The following is a 20,676-nucleotide window of genomic DNA, read 5'->3' on the forward strand; positions in this document are numbered from 1 at the left end:
GAAACCGTCCTGACGGGGAGAAAGCCGAACCCGGGAATCCTACGGACGCCTTCTCCTCGCAGGCATGCACATGCCGACGTGCCGGGCGATTGCGGCGTGAATCACACCGGCCGATGTCCTGTGACAGCCAACCTTGACCGATTGCCACTGAAGTTTGACGACTGCGCGGTTCGCGCCATCGAAGGTGGAGAGGGTTGTCCCTTGACGTGCTCCCTGGCCTGAAGTCCAGGGAGCACGTCAAGCCTCGTGAACGAGCTCGCCGACGGCTTCGGCGTCGATGACCACGTCGTCGGCAAGACCGTGTGGCTCACGTTCAAGATGCCCGCCGCCCACCTCACGCCGTGAAAAATACCCGGCCCCGCCGCACTCGCGACGGGGCCGGGACAGGAAGCATTCCGGGAGCTACGACCCCAGGATCGTCGTCAGGAACTCCCCCGTCCAAGCCAGCAGTTCACGCCCCACGACCGGCTTGCCGCCGACCCTGGCGGTGGTGGGGCGGGGGACCAGGATCTGGTGGACGGCCGGCTTGATGACCGTCTTCGGGTAGAGGCGCTTGAGGCGGAGCTCCTGCGATTCGCGCAGCTCCACCGGGGCGAACCGGATGTTCGGGCCCTGGAGGACGATCTCGCCGACGCCGCAGGCGCGGGCCAGCATGCGCAGGCCGGCGACCAGGAGGAGGTTCTCGACCGGCTCGGGAAGCTTGCCGTAGCGGTCGGTGAGTTCCTCGCGGACGGCCCTGACGTCGTCCTCCGTACTGGCGGAGGCGATGGCGCGGTACGCCTGGAGGCGCAGCCGCTCGCCGGGGGCGTAGTCGTGCGGGACGTGGGCGTCGACCGGGAGCTCGATCTTGACCTCCAGCGGCGGCTCCTCCTCCACGCCGCCTTCCAGGGAGGCCCGGTAGTCGGCGACCGCCTCGCCCACCATGCGTACGTAGAGGTCGAAGCCGACGCCCGCGATGTGGCCGGACTGCTCGCCGCCCAGGAGGTTTCCGGCGCCGCGGATCTCCAGGTCCTTCATCGCCACGTACATGCCCGCGCCCATCTCGGTGTGCTGGGCGATCGTGGCCAGGCGCTCGTGGGCGGTCTCGGTGAGCGGCTTCTCCGGGGGGTAGAGGAAGTAGGCGTAGCCGCGCTCGCGGCCCCGGCCGACGCGGCCGCGCAGCTGGTGGAGCTGGGAGAGGCCGAAGTTGTCACCGCGCTCCACGATCAGGGTGTTGGCGTTGGAGATGTCGATGCCGGACTCGACGATCGTCGTCGAGACCAGGACGTCGAACTTCTTCTCCCAGAAGTCCACCACCACCTGTTCCAGGGCCTGTTCGGACATCTGGCCGTGGGCGGTGGCGATCCTCGCCTCGGGGACGATCTCGCGCAGCCGGGCGGCGGCGCGGTCGATCGACTCGACGCGGTTGTGGATGTAGAACGCCTGGCCCTCGCGGAGCAGTTCGCGGCGGATGGCCGCGCCGATCTGCTTCTCCTCGTACGGGCCGACGAAGGTGAGGACCGGGTGGCGCTCCTCGGGGGGCGTGGTGATCGTCGACATCTCGCGGATGCCGGTCACGGCCATTTCGAGCGTACGGGGGATCGGCGTCGCGGACATGGTGAGGACGTCCACGTTGGCGCGGAGCTTCTTCAGCTGCTCCTTGTGTTCGACGCCGAAGCGCTGCTCCTCGTCGACGATGACCAGGCCCAGGTCCTTGAACTTCGTCTCGGAGGAGAAGAGGCGGTGGGTGCCGATGACCAGGTCGACGGAGCCCTCGCGGAGTCCTTCGAGCGTTGATTTGGACTCGGCCTCGGACTGGAAGCGGCTGAGTGCCCGTACGTTGACCGGGAACTGGGAGTAGCGCTCGGTGAACGTGCCGTGGTGCTGCTGGACCAGCAGGGTGGTGGGTACGAGGACGGCGACCTGCTTGCCGTCCTGGACCGCCTTGAACGCCGCCCGCACCGCGATCTCCGTCTTGCCGTAGCCGACGTCGCCGCAGATCAGCCGGTCCATCGGGACGGACTTCTCCATGTCCTCCTTGACCTCGGCGATGGTGGAGAGCTGGTCGGGCGTCTCGGCGTACGGGAAGGCGTCCTCCAATTCGCGCTGCCAGGGGGTGTCGGGGCCGAAGGTGTGGCCGGGGGCCGCCATCCGGGCCGAGTAGAGCTTGATCAGGTCGGCGGCGATCTCCTTGACGGCCTTCTTGGCGCGCGCCTTGGTCTTCGTCCAGTCGGCGCCGCCGAGCCGGTGCAGGGTGGGCGCCTCGCCGCCGACGTACTTGGTGACCTGCTCCAGCTGGTCGGTCGGGATGTACAGGCGGTCGCCGGGCTGGCCGCGCTTGGCGGGGGCGTACTCGACGAGGAGGTACTCGCGGGTGGCGCCCTGCACGGTGCGCTGCACCATCTCGATGTAGCGGCCCACGCCGTGCTGTTCGTGGACGATGTAGTCGCCGGTCTCCAGCGTCAGGGGGTCGATCGTCTTGCGGCGGCGGGCCGGCATCCGGCCCAGGTCCTTGGTGGCGGTGCGCTGGCCGGTGAGGTCGGTCTCGGTGAGGACGGCGAGCTTCAGCGCCGGGTCGACGAAGCCGTGGTCGATCGCTCCGCAGGAGACATGGACGACGGACGGGGAAATCTCCGCCAGGTCCGGGTCGAGACGGGCGGCGATGCCCTCGCCGCTCAGCACCTCGACGGTGCGGGAGGCCAGGCCCTGGCCCTCGGTGACGTACACCGTGCGCCAGCCGTCGGCGAGCCGGCCCTTGGTGTCGGCGAAGGCGCGGGCGGTGTCGCCGCGGTACGCCTCCGGGGCGTGCATGCCGAGCTTGAGCGTGTCGTCGTCCTGCTCGGCGTCGTCCGCGGCGAACGGGGAGACCGACCACCACATCATCTCCAGCTCGCGGGCCCGGTCCCGGACGTCCGCGATGCCCCACAGCGAGGCCGCGCCGACGTCGATCGGGGCCTGGCCGCCGCCCGCGGTGGCCGCCCAGGACGCCTGGAGGAACTCCTGGCTGGTGGCGACCAGGTCGGCGGCCCTGGTGCGGACCCGCTCCGGGTCGCAGACCAGCGCCATCGAGCCCTTCGGCAGCACGTCGAGCAGCAGCTCCATGTCGTCGACGAGGGCCGGTGCGAGGGACTCCATGCCCTCCACCGCGATCCCCTCGGCGATCTTGCCGAGCAGCTCGCCCAGCTCCGGGTGCTGTTCGGCGAGCGCGGCGGCCCGCTCCCGCACCTCGTCGGTGAGCAGCAGCTCGCGGCAGGGCGGCGCCCACAGCCCGTGCTCGGCGATCTCCAGCGACCGCTGGTCGGCGATCTTGAAGTAGCGGATCTCCTCGACGTCGTCGCCCCAGAATTCCACCCGAAGGGGGTGCTCCTCGGTCGGCGGGAAGACGTCCAGGATGCCGCCGCGCACGGCGAACTCGCCTCGCTTCTCGACCAGTTCGACCCGGGCGTACGCGGCCGCCGCGAGTGCGTCGACGGTCTTGCCGAGATCGGCGCTCTGCCCGATGCGCAGCGCCACGGGTTCCAGGTCGCCGAGCCCCTTGACCTGCGGCTGGAGCACGGAGCGGATCGGCGCGACGATGACCGAGACCGGCCCGGTCTCCGGGTCGTCCGCCCTCGGGTGCGCCAGGCGCCGCAGCACGGCGAGGCGGCGGCCCACGGTGTCCGAGCGGGGCGAGAGCCGCTCGTGCGGCAGGGTCTCCCAGGACGGGAACTCGGCGATCGTGTCCGGTGGCAGCAGGGTGCGCAGCGCGGCCGCCAGGTCCTCGGCCTCCCGGCCGGTCGCGGTGACGGCGAGCACGGTACGCCCGGTCTCGCGGGCCAGCGCGGCGACGGCGAAGGGGCGGGCGGCGGGCGGGCCGACGAGGTCGACATGCATCCGGTGGCCGTCGCCGGCGGCCTTCACCGCTTCGGAGAGTGCCGGGTCACGTACGACGACATCCAGCAGACCGTGCAGGCTCATGAAGGGCTTCCGTCCGGTAACGAAGGGCAGGTCCCGACAGCCGGCTGCTGCCAGGGGCGGGCAACGCGAAGGGCCCGACACGTATCACGGGCCGGGGTTTATCCAGCGTACGACGCCGGTACGACAGCCGCGCCCGTGATCTTCCCGGGGCGGGAACGCGGGCGGGTCGGGGACCGGCGCGGGCGCATCGGGCAGCGGTGCGGGACGCCGGTGCGTCGGGAACCGGCGCGCGGCTCGGCAAGTGGCCGGAATCCCCACCGCCGAGCACGATCTGCCGCGAAGACGGAGCACAGTGTGACCGAAGCCTTTTACAGTCTGTGCTCCCACCATCCCGTTTCGCGCAGCCTGCGGTGCCGGGAGCGCGGCTCGCGGCACCAGAAAGGGACTGAGACACGTTGACGGTTCCCGCCCAGCCGGTTCCTCCCGGAGTGCCACCGCCGTCGCCCCACAGCGCGCGCTCCTGTTCCGACGTCACCCGGCTGCTCTGCGCGGGCGTCTATGTTCGGTCGCGTTTCCGGCGCCGCGTCGTGAAGGAGCTGGTCGGGCGCGACGAGCGGGCGGTGGCGCCGTCGGCCGGTGTCGATGTGGTGACGGTGCTGGCCCACGCGTTACGCGCCGGCAGGCTCGAAAACCTGGCCGGCTGCTGGATCGTGTTCCTGTGGGTGCTCTTCTGGGCGGTGGACGGGACGGGTAACGGTTTCGGCTGGATGACCGAATGGAGCCTGTCCGAGGCCTACGGTCTGCGCCTCACGCGCGAGAGCCTTCACCTTCCGGGGACGGTGATGGGCCTTCTGGGCATCACGGCTCTGCCCTTCGGCAAGCCCGGGCCCGGCTCCGGCACCTGGGTGTTGAACTACGCCGTCGTGAGTGCGCTGCTGTGGCTGGTACGGGGTCTTTCCGGCCATGCTGCCGGTGTGTACTCCGTGGGCGGCCCGGCGCCCGGGAAGCGGGGTGCGCTCGCGCGGGGACTTCTCACGCCCGGGATCCTGCTGGCCGTGTACTGGGCGACGGCGCTCGCCGCCGTGTGGAACAACTCCGCGAACTGGGTGGCGGTGGTCTTCCCGCTGCTGCTGTCCGTCCCCGTGTGGGTCCATCGCCGCGCCGTCGAAAAGGTGATGTGCGACCGGCTCAGCGACCATGCCATCGAGCGGCAGCCCCGGGAGGAGGTGACCGGGCCCGCGTGGCTGCGGAGGATCGGCCGGGTCATCGACCGGGAGCAGCGTTCGAGGATCGTCCTGTACGACCCGGACCTGCCGTTCGCCGGCCTGGGGCAGCCCGTGGACCCGTGGTCGGTCGTGATGGACCTGGAACGCAAGCCGGGCGTCGGCCTCGCACCCGTCACCGCCGCCGAGGTGCTGGACAGCGTGAGGGAGAAGCTGACCGGCCTCACCCGGGTCCCGGGTGAGATGGTGAGCCGGGACCGCCTCAGGAACGTGGAGATCGATGAGGTGGTCTATCTGCCGGCGGGGCCGCCGAGGCACGAAGTCGATCACGGGGAGGCCGCGACAGCCGCGCATCTGAGCACGTCGCGCGGAGAGGGGGGCGAGGCAAGGCGGCATTTCCTGCGGGTCCAGGTCAGCGCGTGGGATTCCCAGATGGTGGTCTCCGTCCTGGTCCGCGTGCATACGCAGGGCGAGCTGCTGGCACTGGAGATCGTCCCCCATGTGCTGAACCCGCTGAGACCGGAGTTCGGCCTTCTTGACGGCATTGCCGAACGGGGCCGGGCGTTCCCGCTGTCCGCGGCTGCACAGACCCTGCTGACCGCTCCGGCGGCCGGAGCGACCGCGGTCCTCTCCGTCGTGGGTTCGGCGTACGGCTCGGCCGCCGGGGCGAAGCGGCAATTCGAGCGCCGGAACGCGCGGGGAGAGGTCCCGTCCGAGGGAGCCAGGGAATCGGTACGCGAGATGGCCGCGCAGCAGGGGCAGTCGGTGTTCCAGGGGATGGACGCCAGCCGCTATCTCAGGACGCTTCAGGAGCGTATCGGCACGGGGGTGCTCCAGGTGCTGGACGAGAAGGGATACGACACGAAGGAGCTGAAACAGCAGGTGATCCAAGTGAACCGCGGCGGGATCCACATCACGTCCATGCACGGGGGTGCGGTGGCGAGCGGGCAGGGCGCCATCGCGGGGGGCGCCCGCCGCCCGCCCCGTGCGCAGCGACGGATGCCGACGGCCCAGCAGCGGGGCCGGTGACATTCCCGCGCCTTCCACAAGCGGAACGACAGACGGGAGACCAGGATGAGTATCGGGACGGGTGAAGACGAAGACAGGGGTCCTGACGCCGACGAGGCCCGGGCGCCCGCGGAGCCGCCGGGCGGCATCGTCATCGGTGAGTTCGCGGGAGGCGCCGTCGCCGCAGGGGAGCGGGCGACGGCCGAGGATTCCAGCAGAACGCTCGGCGCACGCGGCGCCGACGCCTTCCCGCCCCCGGTGGTGGCGCCGCTTCCCGGCGGCATCGCCATCGGCCGGATGACCGGTGGCGCGGCGGCTTCGGGTCCTGGCGCGCAGGCCACCAGCCATTCGGAGCAGTTCATCGAGGCGACACCTCAACTGATCGAGGCACTGGCGCTGTTGCGCGACGAAACGGGTGAGCTGCGCGCGGAGGCCGCCCTGGCCGAACGGGAGATCCGGGCCAACGGCGGGGTGGAGCAGGGGCTGTTGCGGAGACTCGCCGCACTCGCGGGCCGGGCCGCCGGGTCCGTGGGCGGGCAGACGGCGGCCGCGGTGGCCGCCGAAACGATCACCGGAATGCTGACGTGATCAGGTGGGACGCGGAGCGTCAGCAGTGGGACCCCGCGCCTGCCCGGCAGCTCCGCCTTGCCCGTGCCGGTGTCCTTGAGCGGAGGTTGCGTACTGCGGCCGTCGTGCTGGCGATGACCGTTCTCGGGGCGGTGGCCGCCGGGGGCGCGCTGCTGGCGGCCCAGCACGGATGACGGCGGCGGTACGGGTCACGGCGGCCTGCCGACGCGGAAGCGAAGAACTGAACACCTTGTCCCCTTCGACGGTGGCGTCCTGCCGGAGGCGTCCCGGCAGGACGACGATGCCGGCGAGCAGGGCGCGGCAGCAGGGGCGGTCGTGTCAGTTTGCTGCACGGGCCGCGGCAGCTTCGTGCAACCGGGCGGCCGTGCCAGGAGGATGTCCGGTGCGGCGCGGGAGCGGGCATACAGGGGACGTCCGGTGCGGGCGGGGCACGCTCACGACAACGGCCCCGGGGTGTTTGGAGGAACACCCCGGGGCCGGTTCGGGTCATCCTACGTCGGCCGTCGCCCGCGCTAATCGGTGGCGATCGCGTTCAGGACGTTCATCCTGCCCGCCCGGAAAGCCGGGACCAGTGCGGCGAACAGGCCCACGAAGGCCGAGGCGACGAAGACCGTGAGGATCGTCGGCCACGGGATCTCCAGGACGCCGAGGCCCTCCAGGGCCAGCAGCTTCTGGGCCGCGGTGCCCCAGCCCATGCCCAGGCCGAGGCCGAGCAGGGCGCCGAAGACCGCGATGACCACCGACTCCAGGCGGATCATCCGGCGCAGCTGGCGGCGGGAGAGGCCGATGGCGCGCATCAGACCGATCTCCCGGGTCCGCTCGACCACCGACAGGGCGAGGGTGTTCACCACGCCGAGCACGGCGACGATGATCGCGAGCGCCAGCAGGCCGTAGACGATGTTCAGGAGCTGGCCGATCTGGTCCTGGAGCTGCTCCTTGAAGTCGGCCTGGTTCTTCACCTCGTACTGCGGGTACTTGGCCAGGGCGCTCTTGAGGGCGGCGTACGCCTCCTTCTCCTTGCCGTCCGCGGCCTTCGCGAACATGATCATGTTCTGCGGCAGGGCGTCGGCCGGGACGTACTGCGCGGCGGTCGTGAGGTTGACGTACATCGCACCCTTGTCGATGTTCACGTCGTCCGAGGTGATCGCGGCGACCTTCAGCTTCGCGGTCTCGCCGCCCTTGAAGGCGACGGTGATCCGGTCACCGACCTTGACGCGGTGCTTGGTGGCGTACGTCTCGCCGACCGACATGGCGTCCTTGCCGTACGCGGCGGCCAGTTCGCCGGAGACCGTCTCGCGGCGGACGTCGTCCTTGTACGAGGGGTTGGCGGCGACCAGGCCCTCGCTCCCGGTGCTGCCGTCGGGGGCGGTCACGCGGGCGCCCACGACCTTGTACTCGGTGAAGTGCTCGATGTCCGGCACGGTCTTCAGGGCCTTGGCCGCCTGGTCGACGATGAGCCCTCCGCCACCGCCGGCCGGCTGGACGATGAAGTCCGCGCCGACGGACTTGTCGAGCTCCTCGGTGGCCGAGGCGACCATGGAGGAGCCGACGACCGAGAGGCAGGCGACCAGGGCGAGGCCGACCATCAGGGCGGCGCCGGTCGCTCCGGTGCGGCGCGGGTTGCGCAGCGCGTTGCGTTCGGCGAGCCGTCCCACGGGGCCGAACATCCGCAGCATGACCGTGCTCAGCACCCGGACCACGAAGCCGGCCAGCAGCGGGCCGATCACGATGAAGCCGATGAGGGTGAGGAGCACGCCCGCACCGAGGAGGGGCGCGCCCTCGCTCGACTTGTCGGCCCTGGTCGCGGCGAGGAGCGCGGCGCCGCCGGCGAGCGTGAGGACCAGGCCGATCGCGGCCCGGACCCGGCCCGCGCGGCCGTCCGCCGGGGTTCCGGCGTCGCGCAGGGCGGCCATCGGGGAGACCTTTCCGGCCCGGCGGGCCGGGAAGTACGCGGCGACGACGGTGACGACGATGCCGAGCACGAGGCCGATCACGGGGGTCGTCCAGGCGACGGTGAGGTCCTCGGTGGAGAGCTCCATGCCCATGGCGCCCATGAGCTTCATCAGGCCGACGGCGAGGCCGACGCCCGCGCCCACGCCGAGGAGCGAGCCGACGACACCGAGGAACAGCGCCTCGATCAGCACGGACCGGTTGACCTGCTTGCGGCTGGAACCGATGGCCCGCATCAGGCCGATCTCGCGGGTGCGCTGGGCGACCAGCATCGAGAAGGTGTTGACGATCAGGAAGATGCCGACGAGGAGGGCGATCCCGGCGAAGCCGAGCATCGCGTACTTCATGACGTCGAGGAAGGAGCCCATCGAGTCCTTGCTGTTCTCCGTCGACTCCTTCTGCGTCCGGAGCTCGTACGCGGAGGTGTCGCCCAGGGCCGTGGCGACGTTCTTCTTCACCTGTTCGTCGGCCACGCCCGCTTCGGCGGTGACGGAAATCGCGCTGAAGACATCGGGCCTGCCGAGCAGCTTGGTCTGTGCCGTGGCGACATCGAAGTAGATGACGGCGGCACCGGGGTTGGTGACCTTGAAGGTGGCGATGCCACTGATCCGCGCCTCGATGTCGCCGTTGGCGGTGATGGTGCGCAGTTCGTCGCCGAGCTTCAGGTGGTGCTTCTCGGCGGTGTCGGCGTCGACCATCACCTCGGTCGGGCCGCGCGGTGCGTGACCGGAGGTGATCTCCATCGAACGCAGCGCGTTCCCGGTCCAGTTGCCCGCGATCGTCGGGCCGCCCGAGGTCGAGCCCATGTTCTTGTCGTGGCGGTCGACGACGGTGACGGATGTGCTGGAGACGACGCCCTCGGCCGTCTTCACGCCGGTGGCCTTCGCGGCCTGCTCGACGGCGGACGCGGGGACCGTTTCGGGCTTGCCGTTGCCCGGGAGCCGGTTGTCCTTCTCGGGCGCCTTCGGGACGACGGTGACATCGGCCGCTGTCGCGGCGAAGAGCTTGTCGAACGTGGTGTTCATGGTGTCGGTGAAGACGAGCGTGCCGCACACGAACGCCACCGACAGCAGGACCGCGACGGCGGAGAGCGCCATGCGTCCCTTGTGGGCGAAGAAATTCCGCCTCGATGTCTTCCAGACGGTCATGACGTCCGCCCGCGCGAGTCGAAGTCCTTCATCCGGTCGAGGACCTGGTCGGCCGTCGGGCTCAGCATCTCGTCGACGATGCGTCCGTCGGCGAGGTACAGCACCCGGTCCGCATAGGAGGCGGCCACCGGGTCGTGGGTGACCATGACGATGGTCTGGCCCAGCTCGTCGACCGACCTGCGCAGGAAGCTCAGCACCTCGGCGCCGGCCCGCGAGTCCAGGTTCCCGGTGGGCTCGTCACCGAAGATGATCTCCGGCCGGGCGGCGAGCGCACGCGCCACCGCGACACGCTGCTGCTGGCCGCCGGAGAGCTCGGTGGGCCGGTGCTTCAGCCGCTCGGCGAGACCGACGGTCTCCACGACCTGTCTCAGCCAGGCGGCGTCGGGTCTGCGGCCCGCGATGTCCATCGGCAGCGTGATGTTCTCCAGCGCGTTGAGCGTGGGGAGCAGGTTGAACGCCTGGAAGATGAAGCCGATCCGGTCCCGGCGCAGCTGGGTGAGCTTCTTGTCCTTGAGGCCGGTGATCTCGGTCTCGTCGAGGAAGATCTGCCCCGAGCTGACGGTGTCCAGGCCGGCCAGGCAGTGCATCAGGGTCGACTTGCCGGAGCCGGACGGGCCCATGATCGCCGTGAACTGCCCGCGGGCGATGTCCACGTCGACATGGTCGAGCGCGACGACCCGGGTCTCACCGGCTCCGTACGCCTTGACGACCTGCCGCGCTCGCGCAGCCACGGCCGTACGCCCTCCAGTACCCCCGTGCCTGGGAATGGTCACAGCCGTTGTCACGGTTTTTCTCCTATGTCGGTCAGCATTTGGAATGTGCCGGAGCACGGACAGAAGTCTGGTGTCGGGAGCGGATCCTGCGCACTGGTGCCCGGCGCAGTTCTCAGGTGGGGTTTCCCCCACCCCCGCTCCTGCGCCCCGCCGCGTCCGCGGTGGGATTCAGCCGCTTTTCGCGGTGTAGGAACACGCTAAGGAACGGGCCCCCGCGGCCACGTCCTCCGCCGGGAGGAACCACCCCTGGCCAGAAATAAGGAGCTCCCCCTAAGGGGCTCGGCCCCTGGGCGGAGGTCCGTATCAGGGGCTGGACCCAAGGGTGCAGCGGCCGTTGCTTCACGGACATGTCCCGGAGCCCGCTTCACGCCCGGCCGCCGGGTCCCCTTCACGGGACCGCACGCGACTGAGCCATTACCGCCGGCAATTCAGGCCACCCCCTCCCCAACTCCCGTACCCACGAGTAATGTTCGCGCTTCCGACCGCCCCGCACTCCTGCCTTGCCGTCCAGACCAGGACCCGAGCCACGCAAGGAGCAGCACCCCGATGTCGCACGGAAACCCGCCCCCGTCCCCCCAACACCCCGACTATCTGCTCCCCTGGCAGAGCTCGGAACGGACACCGCCCGACCGGCCGCCGAGCCCGGCCGCCCCGCCCGAACCCGCGCCCGGCCGCCACGGCGATCTGCGCCGGCTGCGCACCGCGTACCGGCTGCTGCGGCGCATCGCGGCCCTGACCGCGCTCGGCTACTTCGTGGTCTTCCTGCTGCTCTCCGGATTCGCCAAGGAACTGCTGGACACCCCCCTGTTCGGCGGTCTCAACATCGGCCTGGTGCTGGGGCTCTGCCAGCTCCCCGTGACCGTGCTCGCCCTCGTCGTGTACGAGCGGACCGCGCGGCGCACGGTCGACCCGCTCGCCGCCCGGATCCGAAGAGCGGGAGCGGCGCGGTGAACGGGTTCGACAACTCCGCCCAGTCGATGTCGCTGGTGGCGTTTCTCGCCGTGGGCACGGTGGCGCTGCTGCTCTGTGTGATGACCGGTCCGGACCGCGACGATCTCGACGAGTTCTACACCGGGTCCCGTTCGCTCTCGCCGATGCAGAACGGCCTCGCGCTCGCGGGCGACTACCTCTCCGCGGCCACGGTGCTCGGTACCACCGGCATCATCGCGCTCACCGGCTACGACGGGATGATCCTGGCGCTGAGCATCACGCTCTCGCTCGTCCTGCTGATGTTCCTGCTGGCCGAACCGCTGCGCAACGCGGGCGGGTTCACCATGGGCGACGTGCTCGTGCGCCGGGCCCCCGGCCGCGCGGTCCGCATCACCGCCTGCGCGGCCACCCTCGCCGCGCTCATTCCGATGATGGTCGTCCAGCTCGCCAGCAGCGGCGATCTGCTCGCCTTCATCCTCGGGTTCGACACCTCGGGGTTCCGTACCGGCGCCATCATCGGGCTCGGCACCCTGATGATCGGCTATGCGGCCATCGGCGGGATGAAGGGCACCTCGCTGATCCAGATCGTGAAGACCGTGGTCCTCTTCGTGGCCGCCTTCACCATCGCCGTACTGATCATGAACCGGTTCGGCTGGAACACCGACTCCCTGCTCTCGGCCGCCCGGCAGAGCAGCGGCGCGGGGGCCGCCTATCTGCGCTCGGGGCTCCAGTTCGACGGCAGCGGGCTGGACATGGTCAGCTCCGAACTGACCGTGGTGCTCGGCGCCGCCTGCCTGCCGCATGTCGCGATGCGGATGTCGGGTGCTCGCTCCACACAGGCCGTCCGCCGCTCGATGTCCTGGGCGATCGGCGTGGTCGCCGCGGTCTGCCTGCTGCTCGTCGTGATCGGCTTCGGCGCCGGGGCCCTCGTCGGCCATGACGTCATCACCGCCGCCGGGGCGTCCGGGAACAGCGCGATCCTCCAGATCAGCGGAGAGGTCGCGAACGGTACGCGGATGGGGGCCCTGATCATCACGACGATGACGACGGCGATCTTCCTCACCCTGCTCGCCTCGGTCGCCGGAATGATCCTGTCCTGCGCCAACTCCCTCGCCCACGACCTCTTCGCACACGGTCTGCACGGGGTGCGCGACCCGGACCGCAAGCCGCTGCCGGGCCTGTCCGAGATGCGTACGGCACAGATCTCGGCGATCGTCGTCGGACTGCTCGCCACCGTGCTCGCCGTCGTGGCCAGGCACTGGAACGTACAGGCGCTGGCGACGCTCTCGTTCTGCGTCGGCGCGTCCGCGATCGCCCCGGCACTGGTCTACAGCATGTTCTGGCGGCGCTTCACCCGCACCGGACTGCTCTGCACCCTCATCGTCGGCACCCTCACCACACTGGTGCTGATCACCGGCACCAACCTGGTCTCCGGCTCACCCGCATCGGTCTTCCCCGACCACGACTTCAACTGGTTCCCCTACACCACCACCGGGCTCGTCTCCATCCCAGCCGGATTCCTGGCGGGCTGGCTGGGAACGGTGCTCCCCCGCCACACCGCCCCCGCGGCGCGAAGGCTCTACCAGAGCGAGGAGCCCCGGATCCTGGCGGGCGCCCCACCGGCACACCGCTGAGCCCGGCCCTCGCGCGCTCCACGGCACCCTGTCGGCAGGCAGCACGACGACAGCCCCCGCACACTCCGGATCGAGGGTGCGCGGGGCTGTCGTCGTTGTGCGGGGCTGTCGTCGCCGCAGCGGGGTGCGGTCAAGCCGCGCCGAACTCTCCGTCCTTGACGCCTGCCACGAACGCGGCGAATGCGGTGGGGGAGGTGTTCAGCACAGGGCCGCTCGGGCTCTTCGAGTCACGGACGGGGACGACGCCGAGCGAGCCGACGAGGTTGGCGGCGACCTCTACGCACGCGCCGCCGTTGTTGCTGTAGGAGGACTTGAACCAGCGGGGGGATTCGGTCGTCACGGGGAACCCTTTCGTAACTGGCTGATCATGGCCACAGAGGCCGCTTGGGACAGAGCCCCGGCCTGCAGCTGATGGTAGGCCGTCAACAGGGGGACAACCGAAGCACTTTCCCGGTTGAGAGTACCCAGGTGGGAGGACTCGGCATAGGACATGAGCTGGCGGTCCGGCAGCGTCAGTATGTACAGCGGCAGGTCGAAAGGACGGAGCTCCGCCATGTCGAACGGAGCGATCTGGAGCACGGTGTTCGGCAACTCGGCGAACTCGATCAGCCGCGCCAGCTGCGCGTCCATGACGGCGGGTCCGCCCACGGGTCGGCGGAGGCAGCTTTCGTCCAGCACGACCAGGAACAACGGCGGATGCGTGCGGGCGAGTGCGGCCTGCCGCTCTGCGACGAGCGAGATCCGCTCCTTCGCCTGGTCGTTGGTGATCGCCCCGCGCCGGACGGCGCTCTCCGCGAGCACGGTCGCGTACTCGGGTGTCTGGAGCAGGCCGGGCATGACACCCACTTCGTACAGCCGGATCTCCGCGGCGCGGCTCTCCTGCCCGACGTACTCCGGGAAGCCCTCCAGCAGCGAGCCGTGCCGGATCTCGCGCCATTGGCGCTCGAACGTGTCGGCCGTATCTCCAGTGCCGAAAGCGCGGTCCGCACTGCGCGAGAAACGCAAGGTTGGAACTTTCCGGCCGGTTTCGACCGCCGAGATATGGGTGCTGGAGTACCCCATGCGATCGGACAGGTCCTCCTGCTTCCAGCCGCGTTCCTCGCGCCAGCCGCGGAGGCGTGCACCGAAGGCCGCTTCTGGGGAACTGTCCGGGTTCAACTCCTTGCGGTTCAAAGGGTTGTCACCAACCTTTCGTTCAGGTCCGCCACGTTGATCGGGTTCCGACTCCAGGTCACCCTGAATCCCCATGGTAGTGGGATCGCTACGGAGCGGAGTTGACGTGTCCGAAGAGAACGTTGCCGTGAATCGCCATGAGCCCTCTCAAGTCCCGCCCCCCGGAACACTCATGAGGGACTCCGGTCACAGCAACCGGGTCGGGGAGTTCCGAGGGGTCGTCGGCCCGCACGGGGCGTTGCGGCCGGTCGGCGGCGGTGTCGAGTGGGAGGCCGAGCCGGAGTGGGTTCGCGCGCTCACGCCCGCCGAGCGGCTGAGCGTCGAGAACGCGTTGCGGAACCTCAGGAGCAGTCGGGGCGGGCTGTGAACGCGGCGCCCAACCTGTCGGGCACGGTTCATGGTCGACGTGCGCGCGGGTGATGTCCGGACGAATGCACCCACCTCGGCGGTGCGCTCGCCGGGCACCTCCGCCCTCGTTGCGAACGTGGCACTTTGGTGGGTGTTCGACGCGTTCTGCCGCTCGGCAGGGGGTGCCGCCGCCGCAGCGGGTCAGGCCGGGTCGGGGTCGCGGCAGGGGCGGCAGAGGCCGTCGCGGAACGCTTCGGGCCTGCCCGGGGCGCCGCATTCGGTGCACTCGACCATCAGACGGCGTACGGGAGTTCCCGGCGCGGCCGGGGCTGCGGCGGGCAGGCGGGGCGGGAGCTTGTCGCGGAGACGACGGCGGACGAAGCCGAAGGGCAAGTCGACGGACGCGGGGAGCCCGGCGGTGAGGGCGCGCGTCAGGTAGTCGGCGTCCACGCCGCGCGCGAACCACTCGGCGGCCATCTGTTCCAGTGCCGCGCAGTCCGCCGCCGAGAGGGCCAGGCGGGAATCGGCGCGGCCGAGATGGGCCAGGGCCAGGAAGGCGGGGGAGGGACGGCCCGCAGTCGCCTGCGACACCGACACCGGATCCGGCACCGGCACCGGCTCTGCGGTGCGTTGCTGCGGCACTGTCGTTACGAGCGGCTGCGCCGGTACGGGCAGGGATACGGGTGCTTCGTGCGCGGTGGTCGCTGCGGCTTCTGCGGCCTCCTGCGGTGCGGGGCGGCGCTCCTCGGCGGCCAGGAAGGCGTTCCACCACTCGTTGTCGCGGGCTACACGGGACCAGAAGGTGCGGGTGACCCAGCGGACCTGGTCGCCGCTCTCGCCGCTCAGGCACCGGACATGCCGCAGATGACCGGCCACACCCAGGGCCCGTAAGGCGCTGCCGACGGCCATCTGCCCGTACAGCGGCTGGCTCCGGGCCAGCGACTTGATGTCCATCGCCGCGCCGTCGGGCAGCGCGTCGACGTAACCGGCGATATGCCGCTCGCGCTCGGGCAGCAGCGCGAAATCTCCCTCGTGGGGCGGACGTTGAACCGGGACGGAACGCTTTCCGTAGCCGGGCCTGGCCTTCGGGTGGGCGCGCGAGGATGCGGACGCGCACGGGGCAGGGCTAAGGTCTGAAACAACCACGGGATCGCCTTTCGGGATCTTCGATCTTGGGGCCAGACCCCGGTCAGTGCGCCTAACACTGTGCCGGGGTCGTTTCATTTGGCACCGTAAGCAGCCGCGACTACGCGCCGCAAGTCGGTCACGACTAGTCATACTTGCTGGCCGTGACGGGTCCGGGAGGGTGGGGAGGTTTTCCCAACCCCCTTTTTTTTCCTACCGGTTGTAAGACATCGTTCGAATCCCGACGTCCGGATCCCGGCCCCCGAAGCCCGAAGCTCAAGACCCGGCCCCGGCCCACCGCTCCGTAACCCGAAAGAGTGCACAAGCCCCATCCGAAGCTCAGAACCCGGATCTCGGATCTCGGATCTCGATGCGAGATGTGCACGTCCCTGGCGCACGCGAACGCGGTCATCGAGGTCGTCTGGGGACCCGAGGTCCCGGACGGGCAGCAGGGGCTCCACAGTTTCGACGTGGACAGCGCGCCCGCCCAGGAGCTCCTCGGGCGGTTCCGTGCGGCTGCGGAGAAGCCCGCGTAGCCGGATCGGATCGGTTCGGCGCGGTCACCGGGGCGCGCAGGGGCCCAACCCCTGTGCGCCGGTCAGGAGTTGCGCCACAGCTGGGCCGGCTCCGAGGGGTTGCACGCCACCGCCTGGAAGCCGATGCTGCTGAACATCTGGAGACAGACGCCCTCGGCGACGTTCACCAGGGTGTGACCGCTCGACGTCTTGGTCCCGATCCGCCAGACCTGGGACTCGGAGGAGTTGCAGGTCTCGGCCGACAGCCCTGCGGGACCGTTCAACCTGAGGCAGTTGCCGGTGCCCTGGCCGACGAGCTTGAACCTGCCGCCGGAGGTGGGTTTGTACGTCCACTTGTAGTAGAGCGTGGCCCCGTTGTGCGCCGGCTCGCCGCACACCGAGTTCATGATCATGGAGCCGCCGTACGTGGAGGCGGACTCGCCCAGGCACCGCTTGTTGGACGCGTTCTTGAGGTAGTACTGCCCCGAGGGCGCCGGGACCTGCCCTCCGCCCGAGCCCGAGCTCGAACCGGAACCGCCCGAGGACTGGGAACCGCCGGAACCGGAACCTGAGCCGGAGCCGGAGCCGGAGCCAGAGCCAGAGCCGGAACCGGAGCCGGAACCGGAGCCGGAACCGGAGCCGCCGCTCGAGGGGCCGGACCCACCGTCACCCCCGGCACCACCCCCGCCACCAGCATCATCCGAACCGCCGGAACCGGAACCCCCGCCCCCATCGGACCCGCCCTTCCCGTCCTTCCCACCCTTGGACTTGTCCGGCGAGGCGGAGCCCGATCCGGGCTTGGAACTCGGCGAGTGGGAAGGCGACTTCGCGGGATCCGAGGAACCACCGCCCGCCGCCGATCCGGACGGCCCGACCGTGAACGAGGGCGCCGCGGCATCGGAGTCCGCACCGGACCGGCCGATCTGGAACGGCCCGAGCGCCAGGGTCAGCGTCGTACCCACAGCCACCACGACGGGAATCGCGATGAACAGCACCCGAGGACGGAGCCTGCGCGGCTTCTCGGGGGCGGCGCCGGTCGTCACGACGTCCGGCAGGGCGGGCACCACGGCGGGGACGGGCTCCTGCTCCGGTTCGGGCTCCTCGGGAGGCGGCGGGTTCGCCGCGAACGCCGCCCGCTCGGTGATCCGGTCCGTGACGACCGGCGGCCACGGCGCGGAGACCGCGGCCGGCACCCGTTCGTCGGCGATCTCGAAGAGCTCGGCGGCCGTCGGGCGGTCCGCGGCGTCCTTGGCGAGACAGGACTCGACCACCGCGGCCAGCGCCGGATCGAGGTCCGGCAGCCGGCCGAGGTCGGGTTCGGTGTGCACGATGCGGTAGAACAGGCCCGGCCCCGACCCGTCACCGAAAGGCGGACGGCAGTTCGCCGCGAACAGCAGCAGACCGGCCAGCGCGAACACATCCGCCGCACCGGTCAGATCGCGCTCGGCCATGGCCTGCTCGGGGGCCATGTAGGCAGGTGTCCCGATGACCATCCCGGTCCGGGTCACCCGGCTCTGGTCGGCCGCACGGGCCACCCCGAAGTCGATCAGGGTCACACCGTCGAGCGTCAGCATGACGTTGGAGGGCTTCAGGTCCCGGTGCACCATCCCGGCCGCGTGCACCGCACGCAGACCGCTCGCCCCGTCGCGCAGCAGCCGCCACAGACTGTCCACGGGCAGCGGACCCTCGTTCAGCCGCAGCGCGTCGCTCAGGGTGATGCCGGGGATGTACTCCGTGGCGAACCACGGCGGCTGCGCCGTACGGTCACTGGCCAGCAGCCGGGCGCTGACCCCGGCCGGCAGCTTGGCGAGGTTGTCGAGCTCGTGCCCGAAGTGGGACAGGAAGTCCTTGTCCGCGGCCAGCACCGGCAGCACCTGCTTGACCGCCGCGTACCGCCCCGCCGCTGCGCCGAGATAGACCCGCCCCATCCCGCCGGTGCCGAGAATGCCGAGCAGTCTGAAGGCGCCGATCCGCCGGGGGTCGTCCGGCTCCGTCGGCCTGGCCCCACTGCCCAGTAAAGGTGACTCTTCTTCAGCTCCCCCGCGCATGGCGTCAGGTTAGCCCAGGGCCGAACGGGCGCACGACAGTTCGTCGGCCATGTACGCGGCCGGGACGGGAGACGGCCGGATCAGTCCTCCGCCGGGGTCACCCGCCCGGTGAGCGCCGCGAGCGAATTCCGTACGTGCGCCATGTGCGCCTGCATCTCCTCGCGGACCTCCTCGTGCTCCCGCACGGTCCGCTCCGTCTCCCGGACCACCCGCTCCTCACGGACCCTGGCCTCCGCGATCAGCTCCGCGGCCCGCGCCTCGGCGTCCTCCTGGCCGTGCCGTGCGGCCTCCTCGATCTCCGCCAGCGCCCGCCGCGCCTCGGCCAGGCGGGCCTCGGCCTGCTCGGTCAGCTCGTCGTGGTGCGCCGACTGCGCGGCCTCGGCATCGGCCAGTTCGCGCTCGGCCGTCTGCCACCGCTCGGCGTGTTCCTGCTCCTGGTGGGTGAGGACGCTCTCGGTGCGGCGGGTCGTCTCCACCATCATGGACTCCGCCCGCTCCCGTACCTCCGCGGCCTCCTCGCGGGCCTCGGCGACGGCCGCGTCGGCGGTGCCCCTGGCCGCAAAGAGCGTCTCGTCGGCGCGGCTCACGGCCTCCGCCCGCATGGCCTCGGAGTCCGCCCGCGCCGAAGCCCGGATGCCGCGACCCGCCTCGTCCGCCGCGTCCCGCAGCTCCTGCGCCTCCTCCTGGGCGGCGCCCCGCACGGTCTCCGCCTCGCTCTCGGCGAGCGCCAGGATCTGCTGGGCACGCTCACCCAGGGACTCGTAGTTCTGCGGGGCGAGCGTGGCGACGACCTCGCTCAGCCGGACCGACTCCGCCGACAGTTCCTCCACCAGCGCGGTCAGCCGGGACACCTCGTCCAGCGCCGCGTCCCGCTCCGCCGAGAGGCCGGCCACCGCGCGGTCCACCTGCTCCGGGCGGTAACCACGTCCTCGTACGCCGCCGAAGCCATGTGCGGACACCGGTGCAGAACTCATCCTTGAAGCCTCTTTCCGACTCTCCGACCATCAGCAACAGGTCAAGGATGCGGCAATTGACACAGAAGTCGGAATCGATCAGCTGCTTTCCGGACGGAAGCGACAGGCATCACAGACATCTCAGACGACACATGGCACACAGAACGGCGCCCGGTCCCCTCCAGGGAGCCGGGCGCCGTTCGCGGCAGCCGCCGGGTCAGATCAACCCGTCCCACATCTGTTCGAGCAGTACGGACCACCAGCTCTCCGGCGACGCCAGGGCCGCCGCGTCCAGCGTCACCAGCTGGGCCTGGAAGTCGACCGTCCAGCGGCCCGCCTGCTCCGGGTTGAGCCCGAAGCGCAGCCGCCACATCCGGCCGAGCAGCGCCATCGAACGCTGGAACTCCGGCAGCCCGGTGTTCACGAACTGCGGCGTCACCGACTGACCGCCCGGCCCCGCCTCGACCGGCACGGCCACGATGTGCGCGGTCCCGTACTGGACACAGATCGCCCGTCCGAAGTCGGACCCCATGACGAGGTACGACCCCGCGTCGGGGGCGGCCTGCACCTGGCGCTGCGCGGCGAGCTCGGCCAGCGTCGGCACCACCGGCTGACCGGGCTGCGCCCAGAAGAACGGCCCGAAGTCGGCGGGCAGCCCCGCCCACACCAGCGTGCGCGCCACGGTCTCGGGCACGCCCTGGCGGGAGACGGCACGCTGATCGAAGCGGCAGATGCCCTGCGGGCCGAAGGTGTGCAGCAGTTCGTCCGCGATGGCCTCCGGCGGCGCCTGCGGCGCGGGCGGCATCTGCGGCAGGGGGGCGCGCACCGGCGCCGGACGGGCCGGGCCGTCCGCCACCTGGTGCAGCTCGCCCTGGTGGGTGAGCAGATGCTGCATGCCCTGCTGACGGCTGGCGTGGTCGGTGCCGTACGGGGCGACGCTGGTGATCCGGACCTGCGGCCAGGTCTCCCGGATCATCCGCGCGCAGTAACCACCGGGCAGCTCGCAGGACTCCAGCTCGGTGTGCAGCTCGATGACCTGCTGCGGCGGTACGTTCATCGCCCGCAGCTCATGCAGCATCTGCCACTCGGGGTGCGGGGTGCCGGGCGCCGAGCGCCGGATCAGCTGCTGCTCGCTGCCGTCGGGCGCGCGGTAGCGCAGTACGGCCTGGTAGCCGGGTCCGACGGTCGGCTGACCGGCCGGTGCCTGCGGATAGCCGTACGCCGGGGGCGGTGGGGCGTGCGGGTTCGGCGGTACGGGGCCGGGGGCGCCGCCCTGCGGCATTCCGGGAGGGCCGGGCGGGCCGGGAGGCTGCGGCACACCGGGGCCACCCATGCCCGGGTCGGCCAGCATCGTCGCGGCGTGATGCACCCCACCACCAGGCGG

Annotated in this window: 16 protein-coding genes; 7 read left to right on the forward strand and 9 right to left on the reverse strand. The window is 70.8% G+C overall.

The genetic code is table 11. The features are described from left to right. Positions 1–402: 402 nt before the first annotated feature. Entirely contained in the window at positions 403–3,936 is a 3,534-nt protein-coding gene (gene mfd / locus IE107_RS27310) for a transcription-repair coupling factor (RefSeq protein WP_189547003.1), read from the reverse strand. A gap of 527 nt (positions 3,937–4,463) precedes the next feature. Here mfd and IE107_RS35315 point away from each other — a divergent pair. Genes IE107_RS35315 through IE107_RS27325 form a run of 3 tightly spaced genes read left to right on the forward strand, consistent with a single transcriptional unit; the run spans position 4,464 to position 6,868 of the window. Continuing rightward, the gene (locus IE107_RS35315) at positions 4,464–6,128 is read left to right on the forward strand and encodes an AbeC-like domain-containing protein (RefSeq protein ID WP_229867270.1); all 1,665 of its coding nucleotides are present in this window, start codon (positions 4,464–4,466) and stop codon (positions 6,126–6,128) included. A gap of 45 nt (positions 6,129–6,173) precedes the next feature. Continuing rightward, positions 6,174–6,695, forward strand: a complete 522-nt coding sequence (locus IE107_RS27320) for a hypothetical protein (protein ID WP_229867271.1) — start codon at positions 6,174–6,176, stop codon at positions 6,693–6,695. Then, the gene (locus IE107_RS27325; RefSeq protein ID WP_189547004.1) at positions 6,692–6,868 is read left to right on the forward strand and encodes a hypothetical protein; all 177 of its coding nucleotides are present in this window, start codon (positions 6,692–6,694) and stop codon (positions 6,866–6,868) included. Before IE107_RS27320 ends, IE107_RS27325 begins: the two co-directional genes overlap by 4 nt. A gap of 339 nt (positions 6,869–7,207) precedes the next feature. Here the strand turns inward: IE107_RS27325 and IE107_RS27330 are convergent, their stop codons facing one another. Together IE107_RS27330 and IE107_RS27335 are read right to left on the reverse strand one after the other, a co-directional pair. After that, the gene (locus IE107_RS27330; protein WP_189547005.1) at positions 7,208–9,793 is read right to left on the reverse strand and encodes an ABC transporter permease; all 2,586 of its coding nucleotides are present in this window, start codon (positions 9,791–9,793) and stop codon (positions 7,208–7,210) included. Then, complete coding sequence (locus IE107_RS27335; protein WP_189547006.1) at positions 9,790–10,578, reverse strand: ABC transporter ATP-binding protein; 789 nt, start codon at positions 10,576–10,578, stop codon at positions 9,790–9,792. Before IE107_RS27335 ends, IE107_RS27330 begins: the two co-directional genes overlap by 4 nt. Before the next feature lie 534 nt (positions 10,579–11,112). Between IE107_RS27335 and IE107_RS27340 the strand changes: the two genes are divergently transcribed. Together IE107_RS27340 and IE107_RS27345 are read left to right on the forward strand one after the other, a co-directional pair. Then, positions 11,113–11,517: a DUF485 domain-containing protein gene (locus IE107_RS27340; protein WP_189547007.1), complete on the forward strand. Its 405-nt coding sequence runs from the start codon at positions 11,113–11,115 to the stop codon at positions 11,515–11,517. Further along, positions 11,514–13,130 carry a sodium/solute symporter gene (locus IE107_RS27345; RefSeq protein WP_373302509.1) on the forward strand — a complete coding sequence of 539 codons (1,617 nt, stop codon included), beginning with the start codon at positions 11,514–11,516 and terminating at the stop codon, positions 13,128–13,130. The genes IE107_RS27340 and IE107_RS27345 overlap by 4 nt, the downstream gene beginning before the upstream one ends. A 130-nt stretch (positions 13,131–13,260) precedes the next feature. Here the strand turns inward: IE107_RS27345 and IE107_RS27350 are convergent, their stop codons facing one another. Beyond that, on the reverse strand, positions 13,261–13,470 hold the full coding sequence (locus IE107_RS27350; RefSeq protein ID WP_189547008.1) for a DUF397 domain-containing protein: 210 nt from the start codon (positions 13,468–13,470) through the stop codon (positions 13,261–13,263). Further along, on the reverse strand, positions 13,467–14,303 hold the full coding sequence (locus IE107_RS27355) for a helix-turn-helix domain-containing protein (RefSeq protein WP_229867272.1): 837 nt from the start codon (positions 14,301–14,303) through the stop codon (positions 13,467–13,469). Before IE107_RS27355 ends, IE107_RS27350 begins: the two co-directional genes overlap by 4 nt. Positions 14,304–14,475: 172 nt before the next feature. On the opposite strand from IE107_RS27355, the gene IE107_RS27360 reads away from it, so the two are divergent. Continuing rightward, positions 14,476–14,670: a hypothetical protein gene (locus tag IE107_RS27360; protein ID WP_373302510.1), complete on the forward strand. Its 195-nt coding sequence runs from the start codon at positions 14,476–14,478 to the stop codon at positions 14,668–14,670. A gap of 182 nt (positions 14,671–14,852) precedes the next feature. Here IE107_RS27360 and IE107_RS27365 read toward each other — a convergent pair whose 3' ends face one another. Then, the gene (locus IE107_RS27365; RefSeq protein ID WP_189547011.1) at positions 14,853–15,797 is read right to left on the reverse strand and encodes a MarR family transcriptional regulator; all 945 of its coding nucleotides are present in this window, start codon (positions 15,795–15,797) and stop codon (positions 14,853–14,855) included. 356 nt (positions 15,798–16,153) lie between these two features. On the opposite strand from IE107_RS27365, the gene IE107_RS27370 reads away from it, so the two are divergent. Beyond that, positions 16,154–16,312 carry a hypothetical protein gene (locus IE107_RS27370; protein ID WP_189547012.1) on the forward strand — a complete coding sequence of 53 codons (159 nt, stop codon included), beginning with the start codon at positions 16,154–16,156 and terminating at the stop codon, positions 16,310–16,312. Between the two features lie 62 nt (positions 16,313–16,374). On the opposite strand, the gene IE107_RS27375 is transcribed toward IE107_RS27370, so the two are convergent. The 3 genes from IE107_RS27375 to IE107_RS27385 form a co-directional block, all read right to left on the reverse strand. After that, the gene (locus IE107_RS27375; protein WP_189547013.1) at positions 16,375–18,339 is read right to left on the reverse strand and encodes a protein kinase domain-containing protein; all 1,965 of its coding nucleotides are present in this window, start codon (positions 18,337–18,339) and stop codon (positions 16,375–16,377) included. Positions 18,340–18,419: 80 nt separating this feature from the next. Continuing rightward, positions 18,420–19,313 carry a coiled-coil domain-containing protein gene (locus IE107_RS27380; RefSeq protein WP_189547014.1) on the reverse strand — a complete coding sequence of 298 codons (894 nt, stop codon included), beginning with the start codon at positions 19,311–19,313 and terminating at the stop codon, positions 18,420–18,422. Positions 19,314–19,509: 196 nt separating this feature from the next. Beyond that, positions 19,510–20,676: SUKH-4 family immunity protein (locus IE107_RS27385; protein WP_229867274.1), on the reverse strand; the 1,167-nt coding region annotated here is incomplete at its 5' end.

It is taken from the genome of Streptomyces gelaticus, assembly GCF_014649535.1.
In the GTDB taxonomy this organism is placed as follows: domain Bacteria; phylum Actinomycetota; class Actinomycetes; order Streptomycetales; family Streptomycetaceae; genus Streptomyces; species Streptomyces gelaticus.

Bases quoted from the DNA above. Each gene is read 5' to 3' on its own strand.
- IE107_RS27375 (WP_189547013.1), bottom strand. From the start codon at position 18,339: ATGCGCGGGGGAGCTGAAGAAGAGTCACCTTTACTGGGCAGTGGGGCC.
- IE107_RS27360 (WP_373302510.1), top strand. From the start codon at position 14,476: ATGAGGGACTCCGGTCACAGCAACCGGGTCGGGGAGTTCCGAGGGGTC.
- mfd (WP_189547003.1), bottom strand. From the start codon at position 3,936: ATGAGCCTGCACGGTCTGCTGGATGTCGTCGTACGTGACCCGGCACTC.
- IE107_RS27370 (WP_189547012.1), top strand. From the start codon at position 16,154: ATGTGCACGTCCCTGGCGCACGCGAACGCGGTCATCGAGGTCGTCTGG.
- IE107_RS27320 (WP_229867271.1), top strand. From the start codon at position 6,174: ATGAGTATCGGGACGGGTGAAGACGAAGACAGGGGTCCTGACGCCGAC.
- IE107_RS27380 (WP_189547014.1), bottom strand. From the start codon at position 19,313: ATGAGTTCTGCACCGGTGTCCGCACATGGCTTCGGCGGCGTACGAGGA.
- IE107_RS27330 (WP_189547005.1), bottom strand. From the start codon at position 9,793: ATGACCGTCTGGAAGACATCGAGGCGGAATTTCTTCGCCCACAAGGGA.
- IE107_RS27340 (WP_189547007.1), top strand. From the start codon at position 11,113: ATGTCGCACGGAAACCCGCCCCCGTCCCCCCAACACCCCGACTATCTG.